This window comes from Streptomyces sp. QH1-20 (assembly GCF_041283565.1).
Lineage (GTDB): Bacteria > Actinomycetota > Actinomycetes > Streptomycetales > Streptomycetaceae > Streptomyces > Streptomyces syringius.
In genome coordinates this window covers 243,364-260,544 of record NZ_CP166300.1, presented here as the reverse complement: position 1 = coordinate 260,544, position 17,181 = coordinate 243,364, and the positions used below count along the sequence as shown (strand labels likewise).

Here is a 17,181-nt window from a genome sequence, read left to right as displayed (position 1 = left end):
CTCAGGCGGCGTCGGCGCGGCCGGCGGGGCCACCGAAGCGCTCGGCGAAGCCCTCGGCATGCTGGCCGATGAAGGAGCGGGCGCCCTCGACGAAGCGGATCCTGGTCAGATCAGCGTCCAGCACCTGGCCTGCATACGCCTCGGCGGGCACACGCTTCTCGGCAGCCGCGCGCTGCAGCTGCTCGTACGCCTCATCGCTGATCTCGATACGGATTTCCCGAGCCATGCGACCACCGTAGCGGTCCGCCGCCACAGACGGCAGAGGAACGGCCAGGGCGAGGCTGGCTCACCGAGGCGATCATCAGCTGACCGGCACGGCCTGCGCCTGGTAATAGGGGGGCAGAGCGGACCGGCTCGACGCGCCGGGACGGGCCGCCTGACAGCGGAGCTCTACATCGACATCCGCTGGCTCCTGGAGCGCCAGGCGGAGGTCCTGCCCAAGCACCCGCACGTCCATGATTTCTCCAGCCTCGTGGCCGCGGTCGGCCGGCACCGCGTCAACACCCCCAAAGTCGGCGCAACGGTCGACACCGCCTGGCGCGCGGCCGCCCTCATGCACGCCATCATCCGGCTGCGCCCGCTCCCGGCCCGCAACGCACTGTTCGGCGCGGGCGTCGTCGTGGCGTACATGGCGGCCTCCGGCGAAGGCATCGACGCCCCGTACGGCGGGCTGATCGACCTCGCCCGCAACATCGACACCGGCCGGACCGACGCCTACGACGCCGCCGACCGCATCCGCTCCTGGCGCATCTGAACCAATCGAGCCACCGCCGGCGGTCGGTGCATGGCGCAGCGCCGCCGCGGCCACCCGAGGTCCTCCGGCCCCCTGGCCGCACAGTCGCGTACCTGTTGCGACGGCCGCGAGCCGGCGTCACCGGCTGACGATGACGCCCACGACCGTGACCACCACCGTCACGCCACCCATGGCGAGCGTCAGCGGAGCCACCAGCGCCGGACGCCGGTGCGCAAGGTAAGCGAGGGCGCCGGCCACCAGGAGGATGACGAGGACGAAGAGCAGCAGCACGAGCAGGAGCAGGGTCGACATGGGTGTTCCGTTCGGTCGGGCATGCCGGGCTGGCATGCGGTCGGCGGAGCATGGGCACCCCGCACCCCTTGTGTCGCCGGGTGCGAGACAGGCAGCACTCTGGAGCGCGCAGCGGTTAGCCGCGCAACCCCCGCCCACCGTCTACTCGACCGGGACAGCACCCGCGCCGACAGACACCCGCTGTCGCCAATCTCCGACGGCCCGGATTGGCGACAGACAAAACGGTGGTTTCCTCGCACGCCTCGGGTGTGCGCCCCGTGTGCGCACGCTTCGCGTGTGAGGCCTCCACAGCACAGACAAAACGGTGGTTTCCTCGCACGCCTCGGGTGTGCGCCCCGTGTGCGCACGCTTCGCGTGTGAGGCCTCCACAGCGTGGCGGCGGCAGGTGGGCGGGGCCATCGGCGAGGGCCCGGAGGCCTGCCCCGCCAGCCGACCGCCGAGCACGAGTCGACCACGTCCGCCGCAGCGCACTCCAAGGCGGACGGAATCCTGGCATTTGCCCTGGTCAGCCGCGTTGTCAGTGGGGCATGTTCTGCTTCAGTGCATGGACAAATCCGTACAGACTGCGCCGGTTCCGGCACCTCGTCTCCGGCGTATCGCCCACCTTCTGGCGCTCAGTGAGGACGACCGGCTCCTGCTGTGCCGCGTGCCCGCCGCTGCGGGGTGGGCGCCGCCGTCCTGCACGCTGCGGCCGGGGCTCTCCTCTGCCCGGGCTGCCGACCGCCTGGCCCGCTCGGTACCAGGACTGCAAGTACTGCGCCGCAGCGCCCTGTCCGGGCACCGCTGGGCGCCACCGCGCCCCGGCCCGCGGGAGGAGCACCACCTTCACCTGGTCCGGGTGCGCATCGACCACGTGTGTCGGGATCCCCGCCGACGGCGATGGGCTCCGCTCCCGGACCTGCCTTCCGGCTGTGCGCGGTGGGCGGAACTGCGGCGCCTCGCCGAGGGCTACGCGGGCGGCTGGCTGCCCGATGGAGCTGTCCGCCTCGAATGGGACTGACCCCGCCCAGCCGCCCGCCGAGCTGGCTCGGCCATCTTGGTGATCTTCGGACAACACGCGCACCGACAACCAGACAGACATTTCAAGCCATGGTCAGATCTTGGCAAGGGAAGCCCGAACTCCCCGCCGACCACTGACCCGAGGAACGACCGCATGACGACCGAGACACAGGAAGCGTCAGAAGACCCCCGCCTGCTGCGCGCCTACCGGTTCGCTCTTGACCCGACGGGCAGCCAGCTGGTCGCGCTCAACGGCCATGCCGGCGCGGCCCGCTGGGCCTTCAATCACGCCCTGGCCGTCAAGTCGGCAGCCCACCGGGAGTGGCGCCGGGAGGTCGACGCGCTCGTCGCCTCGGGCATGGACGAGAAGGAGGCCCGCAAGACCGTCACCGTGAAGGTGCCCAAGAAGCCGGAGATCCAGAGAACCCTCAACGCCGTCAAGGGCGACAGCCGCCGCATCGACGTCCCCGAGGGCATGCTCGGCCCGCACCGTCCCTGCCCCTGGTGGTGGCAGTACTCCACCTACGCCTTCCAGTCAGCCTTCGCCGACGCCGACGTGGCGTTCCAGAACTGGATGGACTCCCTCACCGGCCAACGCGCCGGCCAGAAGATCGGATACCCCCGCTTCAAGCCGAGGGGTCGCTGCCGCGACTCCTTCCGCCTCCACCACGACATCAAGAACCCCACCATCCGCCTCGACGGCTACCGGCGCCTGCTCATGCCCCGCATCGGCTCCGTCCGCCTCCACGAGTCCGGCAAACGCCTCGCCCGCCTCGTCGACAAGGGCGACGCCACGATCCAGTCCGTCACCGTCGCCCGCGGCGGCCACCGCTGGTACGCCTCCGTCCTGTGCTCCGTCAGACAGGAACTCCCCGCACGCCCCACCCGCGCGCAACGCGAACGCGGCCGCGTCGGCGTCGACCTCGGCGTCAAGGTCCTCGCCACCCTCGACAAGCCCTTCACGGTCACCCCCGGAACCCCGGAACAGCACGCCATCCCCAACGAACGGCACGGCAAAGCCGCACGGCGCAAACTCACCCGGGCCCAGCGCGCCTACGCCCGCACCACCAAAGGCTCACAAGGCCGAGTGAAGGCAGCCCGGCGGATCGGCCGGATCCAGCACACCCTCGCGGAACACCGGGCCACCACACTCCACCTCCTCACCAAACGGCTCACCACCAGCTTCGCGACCATCGCGATCGAGGACCTCCACGTCAAGGGCATGACCGGCTCCGCCCGCGGTACCACGGAGAAGCCCGGACGCAAGGTCCGCCAGAAAGCCGGCCTCAACCGCAGCATCCTCGACGCCTCCTTCGGCGAAGTGCGCCGCCAGCTCACCTACAAGGCCGCCTGGTACGGCTCCAGCATCGCCATCTGTGCACGACGGTTCCCGTCGAGCAGAAAGTGTTCGGCACCGGGCTGCGACTGGGCCGACCCTGACCTGACCCTCGCCGACCGGGTATTCCGGTGCAAGAAATGCGGACTGGTCATCGACCGAGACCTCAACGCGGCCCGCAACATCGCCGCCCACGCACAATCCGTCGCCCCTGGAAGAGGGGAGACGCCTTCCTCCCTTGGAGGAAGGAAGCGAAACGCCCGTGGAGGGGACACAAGCCCGACCGTCCGCAAGGGCGGGAGGCAGTCCTCGGTGAAGCGGGAAGACCCAGCTGATGCTGGGCCATCCCGGAGGAGTGATCCTCCGGCCACCCTCAACGCGCGTAAGAAGACCGCCTGACCCCCGTGGGCCAACTACCGGCAACAACTCAATAGTGTGCACAAAGTGCCAGGTCGCGAAGGTCCGGCCCACGCGCACGAGGGTGGTCCCGCCCCATCGGCATCTGCGGTTTCCAGGGCCTTGTCCGGCCCACGCGCACGAGGGTGGTCGCCTCAACGACAGCCACGTCCGCCTGAGCCTGGTGTCCGGCCCACGCGCACGAGGGTGGTCCCGAGAACCACTCGAAACCCTGCCCTGCCCTGACCAAGGAGCGCGTCCGGCCCGTGCGCACCAGGGGCGGCCCCCAACCAACTGAACTGCCCGCTACGAAGCGCGGAGCTTGGCTTCTGAATTTCTGTCGGTTTCGAGTCGTCGCCTCTGGATGAGGGGAGACGTGAAACGCCCGTGGAGGGGATGTGAGTCCGATCGCCCGTAGGGCGGGAGGTAGTCCCTGGTGAAGCGGGAAGACCCTGCAGCTGCTGGGCCATCCCGGAGGAGTGATCCTCCGGCCACCCTCAACGCGCGTAAGAAGACCGCCTGACCTCTGTCGCTCAACTAGCAGGAATAACTCAACAGAGCGCACAAAGTGCCAGGTCGCGAAGGGTCCGGCCCGCGCGCACACGGGTGGTCCCTGTCCGCGCAGTTCCTCGGCCAGCTCCGTCAGGTCCGGCCCGCGCGCACACGGGTGGTCCCGACGGTCTCGGCGACTTCGGCAACACCGCTCGGTCCGGCCCGCGCGCACACGGGTGGTCCCAACATCACCATGAAGTACGCCCGCACCGCTAGTCCGGCCCGCGCGCACACGGGTGGTCCCTCTGGCGGATAGATCGTCATGGTGGGTCCCCCGTCCGGCCCGCGCGCACACGGGTGGTCCCCGTCGTCGGCAGCCTGCGGCCCGCACTCGCCCGTCCGGCCCGCGCGCACACGGGTGGTCCCAGATGGTGTTCATCAGGCCTTTGGTCGTCCGGGTCCGGCCCGCGCGCACACGGGTGGTCCCATCGCTTCTCCTCCTACCGTGTGGTGAGCAGTCCGGCCCACGCGTACACGGGTGGTCCCGTCTGGATAGGGCCGGGGAGCGCGCCGAAGGCGTCCGGCCCATGCGCACGAGGGTGGTCTTGTCTCCTTCTATACGTGAAGGGCTCTGGCCGGGGCTGCCGGGCTTGGGTGGGCTGTATGGGGGGACTTGTCTGTTGGGTTTGGTGTGTGTGGCTTTTGTGTGGTGGGTGAGTGGGGGTGGTCCGGTAGAGGTGTACCGGGTGGTCCGATCACCAAGAGTGCTCTGCGCCCCCGGTCCGTGGCTTGCCGGTGTGGTGAGGGGGTTGGGGGTTGAGTAGTCGAAGTCCGCTCGTTGTCGGGCGGGAAGAGAAAGTGCGTGAGTTTGTCGCCTCTGGACGAGGGGAGACGTGAAACGCCCGTGGAGGGGCAGAAGACCGATCGCCTGTATGGGCGGGAGGCAGTCCTCGGTGAAGCGGGAAGACCCAGCTGATGCTGGGCCATCCCGGAGGAGTGATCCTCCGGCCACCCTTGTATGCGGAGGTCCTTGCGAGTGCTGGCCCCCTCCCTCGCCCCGGAGCGCACCTGGGGTGAGGGAGGGGGCAGACGTGTGAGGGGCGGTGCCCCGGGTGGAGTTCAAGCCCAGGCCGGCCTCAGGCCGGAAGTGCCGCCGCGAGAACCCGGTGCCTGGCCTCTTCACCCGGGGTTGCACGCGCCTTCACCTCCGGCGCGTCGGTCAGCCCCAGAGCCGGCCACCAGCCTCTGGCGACGGTCAGCCGTCTGCCCGTCCGACGCGCAGACGATCACGAGTGGGCGAGAGCCTCGATGCCGGGGGTCGGCGTCAGGACCGGAGCCCGGATCCTGATCGAGGTCGGCGACGGCAGCACCTTCCCGACCGCCGGCCACCTCGCCGCCTACGCAGGACTCGCACCCGCGACCAGGAGCTCGGGCTCATCGATCCGCGGCGAAGAACCCTCCCGGAGAGGAAACAAGCAGCTCAAACGGGCTTTCTTCCTCTCCGCGTTCGCCGTACTGGGCGACCCGGCCTCGCGGGCCTACTACGACAAGAAGATCGCCCAGGGCAAGCACCACACCCAGGCCCTGCTCTGTCTCGCCAGGCGCCGGGCCGACGTCCTCTCCGCGATGCTCCGCGACGGAACCTTCTACGAACCCCAACCCGCAGGTGCCAGGTGACGGTTCAGACTCACCAGTCAGTCCATCTCCGGCCGAAGCCGTCGGCGAGCGGCCTCGAGCCGCTGGTCATAGTCAGGCGCGAACAGCCCAGCAAGTGACTTGTCCAGCGTCCCGGCGATGCGATGGATCGGCGCCCAGACCGCCGGATCGTCGACAACCCGGCTCAGGTCCGTCATCTGCAACTTCTCCAGCCAGTCCGACAAAACCAGCGCCTCGTCACTCGTGAGCTTGATCGTGACCTGGCTATCACCCATGCACACCCCTACGGCTCGACCCCGTCCTCGACCACACGAACCTACTGGCCTTCGACCTTGACCAAACGCATAGGGGCACCCCCCCGCCCCGTAAACGGCGGGTGGGGGCGACGACCAGGCGCCCGTCGGCCCGACGGCGCACTCGGAGGCCGGGCAAGCGGCGGCAACACGCGGCTGACCGGTTGATGGGTCTCCTCGTCGCTGCGGCCTTGGCCATCGGCCTGGTGGTGGCCGTCGTTGGTTGGCTGCTGGCCCACTGGTGGGTCCTGATCGTCATCGGCGCGCTCGCGGTTGTGGCCGGCGGCGGCTGGCTCTATCAGAAGCAGCAGAGGGCCCGGTGGGAGGCAGTACGCGCGCAGGGCCTGCGCTACGGCCTGTCCCAGCTGGACGCCCTGCACCATTCCCGGTTCGAGGACGCAGTGCGGGACCTGATGCGCCGTGACGGCTGCCCGGACGCGGTCCGAGTCGGGGGCAGCGGGGACCTGGGCGCTGATGTCAAGGCCACCGACCCCTACGGGCGGCGCTGGGTGATCCAGTGCAAACACCGCCGCAACGGTCTCGCCGGCTCCGCGGTCGGCACGCCGGATCTCCAGGTACTCAACGGCACCGCCCGTCAGGTCCACGGCGCCGACGTCGCAGTGATGGTGACGAACGGCCGGGTGACCGCGCCCGCCGTGGCCTTCGCCAAGCAGCAACGCCTCCATGTGGTCGACCGCCACACCCTCGCCGTGTGGGCATCCGGCTCGCACCCCTTATGGGAGCTGCTCCGAGCTCTCCCGCCGCCTCGCAAACCGACCGCCCTCTCCTGAGCAGCCCCGCGGCGGCCGGGCTGCCTCTGCACGGTCCGGGTCCTGCCCAACGGTGCGGTGGCGGGCCCGGTACCGCGCGCGGTCGACACCGCCCCGACGGTCGCCGCCCGGCCTAAGGCGGGCCCGTAAATGATCTCCGGGTCACCTCGGGCGTAGTCGGCCGTCGTACGCCGCTCGTCTATCCGGCGAGGGCGAGGTTGTGCATCCGAGCGATGCCGAGCATGGCGTGGTGAACGCCGTCGCCCTTCAGGCGGCAGTCGCGGAGGATCTTCCAGGTCTTCATGCGTGCGAAGACGTGCTCGACGCGGGCGCGGACCTGCTTGTGGGACTTGTTGTGTGCTTCCTTCCAGTCCGATAGGTCTTCGCCCTTGCGGACGCGGTGCGGCATGACGAGCCCGGTGCCGGGATAGCCGCCGTCGGCGATCATCATGGTCCTGCCGAGGGCGTCTTTGGCACCGGATTCCTCCCACGCCTTGCAGTCGTTGCGGTTCCCGGCGAGAGGCCGGCCCACCACGACCACCAGGCGGATGTCGGCGTCGATGACGACCTGGTGGTTGGTCGAGTACCGGTAGTTCTTGGACTGCTCCGCCACCGTGTGGTCCCGGGTCGGAACCAGGGTGCCGTCCACGATGAGCACTGTGCCTTTTGCGAAGCGCTTGCGGGACTGCAGCGCAAGCATTGGCCCAAGGTGGTCAATGATGCGGTCCGCCGCTGACTTGGACACTCCGAAAAGCGGAGCGAGCTGGCGCATCGTCAAGTTCGTTCGCCAGTAGGCGGCGACCAGCAGGGCCCGATCCTCCAGCGGAAGGCTCCACGGCCGGCCCCTGCGGACCGCATCTGCACCCGCGCGTCGCAGTACGGTCACCAGCCTGCCGAAAAGACGAGGGCTCAGCCCGGTGAACGGGGGCTATCCAAGACGGCTCCGACGCCGTGATCACACCTACCACGGAAAAGATCATCCCCGAGAAGATCGCCAGGGGTAAGTGTCAGTCGATCAGCAGCTCGTCAAGGCGCTGGACGGACCTCGGGATGTCCATCTCGTCTGCCATGGCCACCAGCAGAGCGTGGTACTGCTGGGTGATGGGCAGGGCGTCCTCATAGATCCACGAGCACATCGTGTCGAACGCCAAAGTCTCCTCACCATGCGAGAGCAGGTGGCGAACGTCCGTAATGACAGCCTCCCCAGTGAGCGGCGACTCCTCCAGGAGCGCCACCACACGTGCTCGATACGAAAGGCTCACGAGCTGTCCCCCGTGCCAGAACTCAACGGACCGATGACATCCGACATCCTCGCCTCCAGCCGGGGACCTGTCGACTCACCTGCCCTTAACGGGACAGCGCTTAGGTAGTGTCCGACGGGTCTGGTGACTGGGCTACGTCCGTGTCGTTCCACCCCTCGTGGGGCGGGGCACACAGCGGAGCCTGGCAGGTCAAGCGCTGGTAGGCCGGGTGTGGGCGATCGTACGGTGGCGGCCATGACCGGTCTTCCCGTTCCCGTGCCCGGCGTGTGCGTCCGGGTAAAACTGAACATCGGTGGCTGCGGGCCGTACGCGCACATTGTCGCGGACTTCGAACCGTCAGGCCCAGGCGGTGGGCTGGATCTGCTCAACGTAGTGCCGGGGGAGCGGCTGCCCGCTGAGTACCTCCCGGCGTTGCGGGCGGGTCTGCTGGAGGGGCTCGGTGGCGTGGCGGCCGCGGTCCTGCTGACGGACGGCTCGTTCCACGAGGTGGACTCCTGTGCGCGCGGCTACGAGATCGCCGGGCATCAGGCGGGCCGGGCCGCGCTCATCAGCGCCGGGCTGCTGCCGCCGGAGGAGGCCGACAGCCTACGCTGGGCGACCTGGCCGGGTCGGCCGCGCCCGCGGCACCGTCCGCCGCAGCAGCCCGGACGGAGCAACGCCGTCGGGCATGGCGGCGGATGACGAGACAGGCGGCGAGGTCGGCGCGGGCGTTGAGAACCTCGCCGGCGCCCTTGTGGTGATCCATGCGGCCGGGCCGTTGCGGAGCAGGCTGTCGCGGGGTGGTTCTGCAGCAGCGGTGCGCCCCGGGCCACATCTGGGCCCGGGGCGCACCGTCAGGGGGGTGAAGCCGCCTCGGGTGAGGGGCGGCTTCGGTTTACCGGTCAGCGTCCGCGGTGACCCCAGGACTCGGTGTCGATGACGCGGCCGTGGTTGTTGCGGAGGGTGGCGGTGTCGCGGTAGTTGTCCCAGACGTAGGCGCGGCGGTTCTGGTAGACGTCGCGGACGGTGTCGCGGCCGATGCCGGTGTGAACACGGACCTTCTGGTGGCCCGCCAGGCGCAGGTGACCGAATCGATAGCTGTGCCGGTCGGCGTCCGTCAAGGTCCAGTTCTTGAGGTTCACCGGGTGGTGGCCAGTGTTGACGACCTCGACCCACTCGGCGTTGAGGCTCCAGTTGCTGCGGTCGTCCTTGCGCGGGCTGTCGTACTGGATCTTCCCGATCACGACTGGGGAGTGTGTACGGCCGAGGTCGGCATGGGTGGCCGCGGTTGCGGGGAGGACCGCGGTGGCCAGGACAGCGCCGCACGCGACGGCGGTGGCAGCAACACGAGCCATAACAGCTGAAGACATACCAAAACCCTTGCTTTCAGGCGCAGCCCAGCCGGCTGCGCCGAGTTTCTGGAGGTCCCGGCGAAGTGCCGAGGACCATCACTGTGCGCCACCCGGTGCCCCAAAGTTGAAAGTCCCAGCACGTGTTACACGAGGCGAACATTCACACCACCCGACGGTGCCCCGCGCACACGCCCCAGCGCACACCACTCGCCCCGCGCTGCGCCTCGCGACTCCAGAGTGCCGCAGGGCACCACGCGTGTTCCCCGCCAGGCATCTGAGGGGGCGAAGTAGCCGGTCTCGGCGACCGCCTCCGGCCCGCCGCCCGGGGCCCGCGATGAGTCCGCACCGAGGCGAACGCCCGGGGCCCGCGATGAGTCCGCACCGAGGCGAAGTGGGCGGCACGGTGGGTGCCGGGGAGGATAAGGGGGTGTCTGAGCTGCTGTGGGATGACGTGAAGTGTTTCTTCGACCCCGAGCTGATGGGGGCGCTGCCGGAGGTACGTGTCCCTGACGCCTCGGCCCAGGACTGGCAGGCGGTCCTTGACCTCGTCATCGTGAGGGGCTGGAGGTGTCAGTACTCCGAGGGCGGTGCCGTGATGCCGGTGCCCGCAGCAGAGGCGGTGCTGTCCCGCCCGGCTGGCGCCGAGCACGGGGAGCTGCGGGTCTGGCCGGCGGCCGAGGTCCTGGCGATCTTCCGCTTCTACGCGCCGGAGGAGGTCAGCTTCGAAGTCGACCTGCGGGAGCTGCAAGGACAAGAGCGGCTCGAGGTCTTCTGCGGCTTTCTGCAGGCGATCGGGGAGCGACTGGGCAAGCCGGTGCTGATGGACCCGGAAGGCGACTACGGGCATCCGGTGCTCGGATTCGACGTGGCGACCGGCCAGGTCGAGCTGCTGGCCGAGCCGTGGCGACCTGCCCCCTGACGCTGACCGCGGCGGTGCGTCGAGGCGGCCGTCGCCCGGCGTTAGCGAAGAGGAGGCGGCTCGGTGGGGCCAGGAGGGGGCTGCGCCCGCCGGTGAGGCCCTCTTGCAGGTCGTCCCCCTTGACTCCGGCCTCGCCGACGCGGCGTGGCCTTCCGGGAAGGTCGTCCTGACGAATCGTTACACCACCGGCGCACCCGAATGTGATGTGCGTCACTCAAATGTTCGGGGTCGGGGTGGCCTTAGGTGAGCGGGTGCATATATATGCAGGTGGGGCATGTGGTGTAGACCTGTCGGGTCTGTGCCGATTCAACGATCACCCACGACCCCGCAGGCCGCCGGGATTTCTCCCGGGGGGCGGTTGAGCGACAGGCGGCAGAAATCACTTAAGTGGGAGCCGGGGGACCAACCAGCTTCCCGTGCAGGCCAGTTGAGCTGGCCGCCTTGAGTGAACGGATGACGAGAACGGATGAGCACCACGTTCGACACGGACCGCCTCACGCGGCCCGGGCACACGGCGGCGCCGCCGCCGGCAGTCCCCATCGACACACCGGCCGGGCTGCGCGGCGGAGCACCCGTATGACGGGTGACGACGACTTCTACGACGCCCTGTCCGACGCGTTCGCCGGCCCCAGGCGCCCGGTGGACGCCCTGGCGCAGCTCCCGCTGGACTTCCAGGCCTTCTACATCGGGCACATCAAGCTCTACCTCGATTACGCCGAAGCCCAGCTCGGTGACGCGCGCAGCGCCATAGAGCTGGTGCACCAGGTGTTCTCCGAGATCCAGGACGCCTGGCAGGCGCTCATGGGGGAGGGGAATTTCGAGAAGGCCGCCTGGGCGATCCTGCGGCAGGCGATCGGGTTGCAGCTCAAGGCCGAGGACCGCCGGCCATCCTTCATCGCAGACGGGGCCGTCGCCCGGGCCCTGCGGGCCAGCCAGGACCAGTTCAAGATCATGGAAAGCAGCCGCGGCCTGTTCACCGCGATAGCGGACCTGCCCCCCAAACAGTTCGACGTCATCGTCCTGCGCCACGTCCTGGGCTACCCCACCAGCCGCATCGCCTGGTTCATGGGCCTGAGCGAAAGCGTCGTGGACTACCACGGCCGCAACGCCAAAGAACGCCTGCGCGTCCAGCTCGGCATCCCCGGCACACCCCCACGCTCACCCTCTGGCAAGGAGAGGAACAAGAAGTGACCCCCGCCAGCATCGACGACCTCATGACCGACGTCGCCGTGCCGACGACCGCAGCCCACGCCTTCGACCCAGCCGCCGGACTGCGCCGCCTGGCAGCCGAAGCCGCCCGCCCCCGCCGCGCCCCCGAACTCGCCCAGGCCCGCCTCTCCCGCCAGCGCCTCGGCGTGGTCTGCCGCTGGGTCCTCCACGAGCCCAACGCCGCCGCCCACGTCGACCGGCTGGCACGCGGCCAGTCATCCCCCAGCCCCCAGCGCGCCGAGGACTTCCTCGACATCGAGGGCGCCCTGGTCTTCGCCTGCCTGCTGCACCTGACCGGCCACTGCGACAGCGCGCAATTCTGGTGGCAGCTCGCCGCCGGCGCGGGCCTGCGCGCCGCGGACTACTGCCTGCACCTGCACCACGCCGGCCGCGGTGAGCTCCGCGAGGCCCAGCACTGGTTCAACCAGGCCAACCGTGAACCGTCGGAGGCCGGGGCACCGCCCGTCGACGGCCTGTTCAACCTGCTGTCGGTCTTCACCCAGTACGTCCGCCGGCACGGCAGTAACGCCAGCGGCGTCCCCACCAAATCCCTGGAGGCCGAGGTCGACCGCCTCGCCTCCAGCGGCGGCTGCGGCATCGTCAGCCGGCCCGACCGCCGCCTGGCGGCCGAGCTGTACGAGTTCACTGGCCGTCGCTGACCAAACCACCGGCTGACGAGCACCACCGCCCTGCCACCCACACGAGAGAACATGTGTTCGTGTCGAGGTGGGTGGCGGCGCGCAACCGCCGGTTGCGCCCTCTAGGGTGCGAGCAACTGCCCTCCGAAGCGCGACGGAGGGAGACCCGCAGAAGCCGTCCAAAGCATGCCGCGAGTCCCCCTCACCTGCGCCGTCGGGCACGTCCAACAGAACGGAGACAGTGCGTATGGCGCCCACCGAACGTACCCCAGAACCTCCAGAGCCCCCCATGTACCTGATGTGGTTCACCGCCGTGACCGGACTCCTGTCCGTAATCGCGGTCGTACTGCTCGCCCTGACCGGCCACACCTCCGCCGCATCGGCGGTCGGCCTGGCCGGCGGCGCCGCAAGCGCCGCCGGCGGCATCCGGGTGACGGTCAACATCCGCCGGTAAACCGATGCGGGCCCCGGGGGTTCCGCAACCCCCGGGGCCCGCAGGCCCTCGATGGCGACGACAACGACTCTCGCCTCTTGAGCAACCCGTTGCCAGGATGAAGGGCTCAGGGGCTGTCTGGCTTGGGACGAGTCACAAGGCAATCGGCCGGTAAGCCAGGGCGTGATCGACTACTTCCTCCGCCGAGAGCTCCCGCCCTGGCGGCCAGAAGATCAGGCCACTCACGTATCCGCCCGGACATGCCAGGGCCTTATCGAGCATGTCCAGCCAGTCGTCGATCTCTGCTTCGGAGGCGTCCTCCGGGCCCATGATTCGCCGCACAAGAGCCACGGCCTCCTCGCGGCTCATCCCCACCACCCCATCAGGGCCATCCCTCCTCGCCATCTGGGCCACCTCGACGTACGCGCGGTGACCACCGCGGTCAACAACGTCCGCAACAACCTGTGGCCGGTCGGCGTGGTACTGGCCGCAACCTTCGTCCTCGCGGTCATGGTTGCCGCCGGAGTGTTCTTCGCCGGGTGGGATCTGCTCGGCGCCCGGGAGCTGAAACCGGAGCGGCGGCTCACCTCCAAGACGCTCTTCGACTTGGTGAAGCTCTCCTTCGGGGTGGTGGCCAGGGCCGGGGCGCTGGTCGCCCTGGTGGTGGCCTACCGCCGCCAGCGGGTGGACGAGGACGGTGCGCTACGGGAGGCCACCCGGCTGCACACCGAGCGCTTCACCACCGCCGTCTCCCAGTTGGGCAGTGAGTCCGCCGCGGTGCGGCTGGGCGGGGTGGCACGCGCTGGCCGGGCTCGCCGAACCCAGCGGTAGGCCCGGGAGCAGGCAAGGGAGCCGAGATGCCGTTCAGCGACGACCGCCAGGCACTCGAGGAGCGCGCTGCCTGTATGGGGAGGGCGGCGTCGACTGACTCGCCCGTCACCGATCAGCCGCATCAGCGGGCGGGTTAATCGCTCTGGTGCCGCGACCTTCATCAGCCCCCGCCGACGGGGAGGTGATGGCGATGGGGGGCTGTAATGCGCCTCGGGCCGGAGTGGCCAGGCTGAGGACGTGTCGGTGATGCCGGGTATCGTCCCTGGTCCGACTCGTGCGGGACGAGGCCGGCGAGGACGGCGGCCAGGGCGCAGGCGCCGCTCGGTTCGGCTACGACCTTCAGGTGCCGGAATGCGAATGTTATGGCGTTGGTGATGTCCTGGTCGGTCACGGTCACGACGGCGTTGACGAGCCGGGAGTTGACGGCCCAGGTCAGCGGCGAGGGGCTGGTGTGTCCGAGGCCGTCGGCGATGGTGGCGGGGACCTCTGGGAGGGCGATGCGCTGGCCGCAGCGCAGGGACAGCAGGGTGTCGGCGCCCTCCTGTGGTTCCACGCCGATGACCTTGATGCCGGGATGGAGGTGCTTGTGCCGGGATTCGCCGAGGGGACGACGGCCAGGCCGTCACGGGCGGCGATCTCGGCCACGAGGGCGTCGCGGTTCTCGGAGTCCCGGCGGTAGGTGACGACCCTGCCACCCAGCGCGCGGACGCCTTCGACCTTCGGGGACTTGCTACCGTCGCTGAGGAGCCGACCGGTAGCTGAACCATGCCTTCGCGTCGTCGGTGTTCAGCAGGAGGCCCATCACGGCCCCCATCGCGATGGCCCCCAGCCCGCTACCAGTACCTCCGGCCAGGACGACGACGCCCTCCAACACGTAGACGGCCAAACACAGGTTGGCGGCTCTTTGAACACCGCGCCTGTTGGCACGGAACCAGAACGACAGAACAACGAACACCACCATCGGCAAGGCGAACAGGAGAGCCACCGGGCCCACATACGAACGACTGGGAATGAAACCTACCGAGATGGCGCCAGCGAGCGTCACCGCTCCGACCAGGTAGCCGATGATCCTGGTGGTGGTCACCGCACGCGGCGCCGGTGGCAGAGCCGATGTGTTCGGCTCCGGTATTCCGCCCTGAGACATGTTCTCTGTCCTCCTTGATCCGTGTCGTCGCTCGCCCTGCTCAGGCACCTCGTAACGCTGACTCCGTCAGTCCTCTCCCCACCGCTCAGGAGAGATGTGAGAGGTGGGGACCGCCGGCGGCATCTCGTCCGCGGGGTGGGGGGAATTCCAGCTCTCGGCGACGTTGGTGACGCAGGCGAACACGGCCAGGCTCACTGCGATCGCGATGAGAGGTCTCTTCAGTCGAACGGGCTGTGACTGGCCCCGAGCTGGTGTGGACGGAGTCAGACTGTGTGACGCTGGATGCGGCAGTTCTGGCCATTGAGCCTCGGTACTTTCCGTGGTCGAAGGCAGAAGCCGCAGGCTGGGCACACCTGCTCGCTCAAGGTCGCGTGTCTGGTCCACACCGAGGGCTGCCAGGCGCTTTTCGGGTGTGGGGTGTGACGGTGTGCCTTTGCCCCTTCGACGGCGCGTTCGCTGATCGGTGTCAGTGGGCGGCGCGTCGCTCAGGGATTGGGCCAGTTCGTGCAGAGTCATGCGCCCCGGGTGCGCCTTGGCGGGTGCTGCCGGGCGGGGTGCCTCCCATGCCTCGGCCGCCTCCACAGCTCGTACCAGAGCCCGTCCCATCAGCCGGGGTCCCACATGCTGGGCTGCGATCCGGTCGGCTTCGTACTCCTGCCGGTGGCGAGCAGATCTCGTGAGCCCGTCGTACATCACCGTGTAGCAGGAGAACAGCCTGATCAGCATGCGCGTGTTCCACCGCAGCAGGCGATTGACGGTGGATATGTCCGTCGTGATTGCCAGCGCGCGACGCAATCCCTCACCTGCGTCATGCAGGATTCTGGAGCCTCGGTGGGCCAGAACGCCAAAGCTGTGATGCCGTCCTGCACAGTGGGCGAGCTCGTGGCACAGAATGGCGCGCAGCTCCTCGTGGTCCACCCCCGCTAGGAGCGGCACGCCAAGGTAGATGGTCTTACTACGGGGGCGACCTCGCGGTGGCCAGACCGCCACTGCGGCATTGGGGTGGGGGGTAAGCCAGATCCGGGTGTTCATGTCGGTGCGGAGGTGTGCGTCAAGCTCCGCAACCATGCTCCACAGCTCCGGAGCGTCTGTCCGCTCAAGCCGCACGGAACCCGGCGGATGGGTGTTCCCTCCCGCACGGGTCATGCGGATCGCGCTGATGAGCGGACCAACGGCGGGCCCCACTATGGCCGCGTAAACAATGGAGAAGACCACCAGCCACATGAAAACGCCGATCCCGGAGGATGTCGGACCTACGCCGTCGGACTTCGAGTCCGCATTGCTCTCGATCGTTGCCATCAATAGCCCGATCCAGCCCAATAGGTATCCGAGCGCCATGCCGAGGACGATCGCATGCAGCCCAAGGAGCAGCAGGCGGGCGGTCGACGTACGCAGTGCGTTCGACAGCCGGGCTGTCCAGAGCCGTGTCGACGCCACAGATCACTCCTCTCCCTCTAGAGACCATCCCTGTCGGGCGGCGGCAGCCTCCAGGGCCGCCAGGATCCGTTCTTGGGCCGTGTGGTCTGTTCCGAAGTGGCGACGAAGCTCTTCCTCGGCCCGGCGGACAGCAGCCAAGGCCTCCTCCTCTCCGCCCTGATCCATGTTCGGGGGCAGCATGCTGAGGGCCATCTCGGGGACTGCCGGAAGGAACTCAGGGCGATCGGCGTCCCACCCCTCCATTCCAAGCCTTCGTTTGAGGTTCGCTCGCGCCTTGTGCTTGTGGCCCCTCACCGTGTCGACGGAGATCTCAAGCTGGTCCGCGATCTCCCGAGACGAGAACCCTTCCAGCGCGTGCAGGACCAGAACCGTGCGCTGTCGGTACGAAAGCTCGCGCAACGCCTCGAGCAGCTCGCTGGCCTCCGCGCTGACCTGCGGGTCGGAGACGGCTCCAGACGGGGCCACGTCCTTGAGACGTTCGAGCCAACGAGCGCGCCGCTGCTGCATCTTCCACACTCGTTGGACCATGGCACGGTGCACGACGGCTTCGGGCGTTTCGTACCTGCTGTACTGCGCCCATCGGGGCAGAACCGCCGCGAACGCGTCCTGCACGACGTCCTCGGCATCATGCTGGTTCCCGCACATCATGTAGGCGCGGGCGATGAGCTTCGGGCACATCCGCTCATAGAAGTCACGCATCGACTCGCCCGGCCCCGGCCCCCCGTTGTCGTGGCCCGTCATTCTTTCTCCCCCCTGCCGCGCAGCTCCTGATCCACAACGATGACTACCGGCTGCGGAGGCGGCGTGGATCGCACCGAGTTCAGCAGCCGCACCACCTCGACGATGATGCCGAGCAACGCCGGCACGACAGTCGGTTCTTTGAGTATGGACAGCACTGGCTGCCTCCCAGGATCGCGTGCACGGACACAGGGAGACACCCCCGAGAACCCGATACGTTTACCCCTTACCCCTGATCAGGTTTTCCGGCGA

Annotated in this window: 19 protein-coding genes, 3 pseudogenes and 1 CRISPR repeat array; of the genes and pseudogenes, 10 read left to right on the top strand and 12 right to left on the bottom strand. The window is 68.8% G+C overall.

The window, feature by feature from the left end; all coding sequences use genetic code 11:
• Window position 1: 1 nt before the first annotated feature.
• The gene (locus tag AB8O64_RS36645) at window positions 2–226 is read right to left on the bottom strand and encodes a hypothetical protein (protein ID WP_356453623.1); all 225 of its coding nucleotides are present in this window, start codon (window positions 224–226) and stop codon (window positions 2–4) included.
• Window positions 227–376: 150 nt separating this feature from the next.
• Between AB8O64_RS36645 and AB8O64_RS36640 the strand changes: the two genes are divergently transcribed.
• Window positions 377–754, top strand: a complete 378-nt coding sequence (locus tag AB8O64_RS36640; RefSeq protein WP_370424387.1) for a toxin Doc — start codon at window positions 377–379, stop codon at window positions 752–754.
• A 117-nt stretch (window positions 755–871) separates the two neighbouring features.
• On the opposite strand, the gene AB8O64_RS36635 is transcribed toward AB8O64_RS36640, so the two are convergent.
• Window positions 872–1,045 carry a hypothetical protein gene (locus tag AB8O64_RS36635; RefSeq protein ID WP_356453582.1) on the bottom strand — a complete coding sequence of 58 codons (174 nt, stop codon included), beginning with the start codon at window positions 1,043–1,045 and terminating at the stop codon, window positions 872–874.
• A gap of 1,153 nt (window positions 1,046–2,198) precedes the next feature.
• On the opposite strand from AB8O64_RS36635, the gene AB8O64_RS36630 reads away from it, so the two are divergent.
• Together AB8O64_RS36630 and AB8O64_RS36625 are read left to right on the top strand one after the other, a co-directional pair.
• Entirely contained in the window at window positions 2,199–3,779 is a 1,581-nt protein-coding gene (locus tag AB8O64_RS36630) for an RNA-guided endonuclease TnpB family protein (RefSeq protein ID WP_370424290.1), read from the top strand.
• A gap of 582 nt (window positions 3,780–4,361) precedes the next feature.
• Window positions 4,362–4,875: a CRISPR direct-repeat array (repeat unit 29 nt; unit sequence GTCCGGCCCGCGCGCACACGGGTGGTCCC).
• A gap of 698 nt (window positions 4,876–5,573) precedes the next feature.
• Window positions 5,574–5,945: pseudogene (locus tag AB8O64_RS36625) on the top strand (transposase); the annotation flags it as partial.
• A gap of 17 nt (window positions 5,946–5,962) precedes the next feature.
• Here the strand turns inward: AB8O64_RS36625 and AB8O64_RS36620 are convergent.
• A complete protein-coding gene (locus AB8O64_RS36620; RefSeq protein ID WP_370424289.1) occupies window positions 5,963–6,199 on the bottom strand; it encodes a hypothetical protein in 237 nt (78 codons plus the stop codon).
• A 185-nt stretch (window positions 6,200–6,384) separates the two neighbouring features.
• On the opposite strand from AB8O64_RS36620, the gene AB8O64_RS36615 reads away from it, so the two are divergent.
• Complete coding sequence (locus tag AB8O64_RS36615) at window positions 6,385–7,008, top strand: restriction endonuclease (RefSeq protein WP_370424288.1); 624 nt, start codon at window positions 6,385–6,387, stop codon at window positions 7,006–7,008.
• A gap of 178 nt (window positions 7,009–7,186) precedes the next feature.
• Here the strand turns inward: AB8O64_RS36615 and AB8O64_RS36610 are convergent.
• Window positions 7,187–7,955 (bottom strand): annotated as a pseudogene (locus AB8O64_RS36610) (transposase).
• Window positions 7,956–7,994: 39 nt separating this feature from the next.
• Complete coding sequence (locus tag AB8O64_RS36605) at window positions 7,995–8,222, bottom strand: MafI family immunity protein (protein WP_370424386.1); 228 nt, start codon at window positions 8,220–8,222, stop codon at window positions 7,995–7,997.
• A gap of 261 nt (window positions 8,223–8,483) precedes the next feature.
• Between AB8O64_RS36605 and AB8O64_RS36600 the strand changes: the two genes are divergently transcribed.
• Window positions 8,484–8,930, top strand: coding sequence for a hypothetical protein (locus tag AB8O64_RS36600; protein ID WP_370424287.1), 447 nt, complete (start codon window positions 8,484–8,486; stop codon window positions 8,928–8,930).
• A 200-nt stretch (window positions 8,931–9,130) separates the two neighbouring features.
• Here AB8O64_RS36600 and AB8O64_RS36595 read toward each other — a convergent pair whose 3' ends face one another.
• A complete protein-coding gene (locus tag AB8O64_RS36595) occupies window positions 9,131–9,472 on the bottom strand; it encodes a lamin tail domain-containing protein (protein WP_370424285.1) in 342 nt (113 codons plus the stop codon).
• Window positions 9,473–10,007: 535 nt separating this feature from the next.
• Between AB8O64_RS36595 and AB8O64_RS36590 the strand changes: the two genes are divergently transcribed.
• The 4 genes from AB8O64_RS36590 (at window position 10,008) to AB8O64_RS36575 (ending at window position 12,800) form a co-directional block, all read left to right on the top strand.
• Entirely contained in the window at window positions 10,008–10,499 is a 492-nt protein-coding gene (locus AB8O64_RS36590) for a hypothetical protein (RefSeq protein ID WP_370424284.1), read from the top strand.
• 576 nt (window positions 10,500–11,075) lie between these two features.
• Window positions 11,076–11,690, top strand: coding sequence for a sigma-70 family RNA polymerase sigma factor (locus AB8O64_RS36585; protein WP_370424283.1), 615 nt, complete (start codon window positions 11,076–11,078; stop codon window positions 11,688–11,690).
• Window positions 11,687–12,367, top strand: a complete 681-nt coding sequence (locus AB8O64_RS36580) for a hypothetical protein (protein WP_370424281.1) — start codon at window positions 11,687–11,689, stop codon at window positions 12,365–12,367. Before AB8O64_RS36585 ends, AB8O64_RS36580 begins: the two co-directional genes overlap by 4 nt.
• A gap of 268 nt (window positions 12,368–12,635) precedes the next feature.
• Window positions 12,636–12,800, top strand: a complete 165-nt coding sequence (locus tag AB8O64_RS36575; RefSeq protein WP_370424280.1) for a hypothetical protein — start codon at window positions 12,636–12,638, stop codon at window positions 12,798–12,800.
• 132 nt (window positions 12,801–12,932) lie between these two features.
• Here the strand turns inward: AB8O64_RS36575 and AB8O64_RS36570 are convergent, their stop codons facing one another.
• On the bottom strand, window positions 12,933–13,148 hold the full coding sequence (locus tag AB8O64_RS36570; RefSeq protein ID WP_370424279.1) for an e9imm peptide: 216 nt from the start codon (window positions 13,146–13,148) through the stop codon (window positions 12,933–12,935).
• 60 nt (window positions 13,149–13,208) lie between these two features.
• Between AB8O64_RS36570 and AB8O64_RS36565 the strand changes: the two genes are divergently transcribed.
• The gene (locus AB8O64_RS36565) at window positions 13,209–13,610 is read left to right on the top strand and encodes a hypothetical protein (RefSeq protein ID WP_370424278.1); all 402 of its coding nucleotides are present in this window, start codon (window positions 13,209–13,211) and stop codon (window positions 13,608–13,610) included.
• 160 nt (window positions 13,611–13,770) lie between these two features.
• Here the strand turns inward: AB8O64_RS36565 and AB8O64_RS36560 are convergent.
• The 5 genes and pseudogenes from AB8O64_RS36560 to AB8O64_RS36540 all read right to left on the bottom strand — a co-directional run.
• A pseudogene (locus tag AB8O64_RS36560) lies at window positions 13,771–14,184 on the bottom strand (pyridoxal-phosphate dependent enzyme); the annotation flags it as partial.
• A 156-nt stretch (window positions 14,185–14,340) separates the two neighbouring features.
• Complete coding sequence (locus AB8O64_RS36555) at window positions 14,341–14,754, bottom strand: hypothetical protein (protein WP_370424277.1); 414 nt, start codon at window positions 14,752–14,754, stop codon at window positions 14,341–14,343.
• Window positions 14,755–14,820: 66 nt separating this feature from the next.
• Window positions 14,821–16,191 (bottom strand): M48 family metalloprotease, encoded by a 1,371-nt coding sequence (locus AB8O64_RS36550; protein ID WP_370424275.1) that lies wholly within the window; start codon window positions 16,189–16,191, stop codon window positions 14,821–14,823.
• A 3-nt stretch (window positions 16,192–16,194) separates the two neighbouring features.
• Window positions 16,195–16,932, bottom strand: coding sequence for an RNA polymerase sigma factor (locus AB8O64_RS36545; RefSeq protein WP_370424273.1), 738 nt, complete (start codon window positions 16,930–16,932; stop codon window positions 16,195–16,197).
• The gene (locus AB8O64_RS36540; RefSeq protein ID WP_370424272.1) at window positions 16,929–17,087 is read right to left on the bottom strand and encodes a hypothetical protein; all 159 of its coding nucleotides are present in this window, start codon (window positions 17,085–17,087) and stop codon (window positions 16,929–16,931) included. The genes AB8O64_RS36545 and AB8O64_RS36540 overlap by 4 nt, the downstream gene beginning before the upstream one ends.
• Window positions 17,088–17,181: the final 94 nt, after the last annotated feature.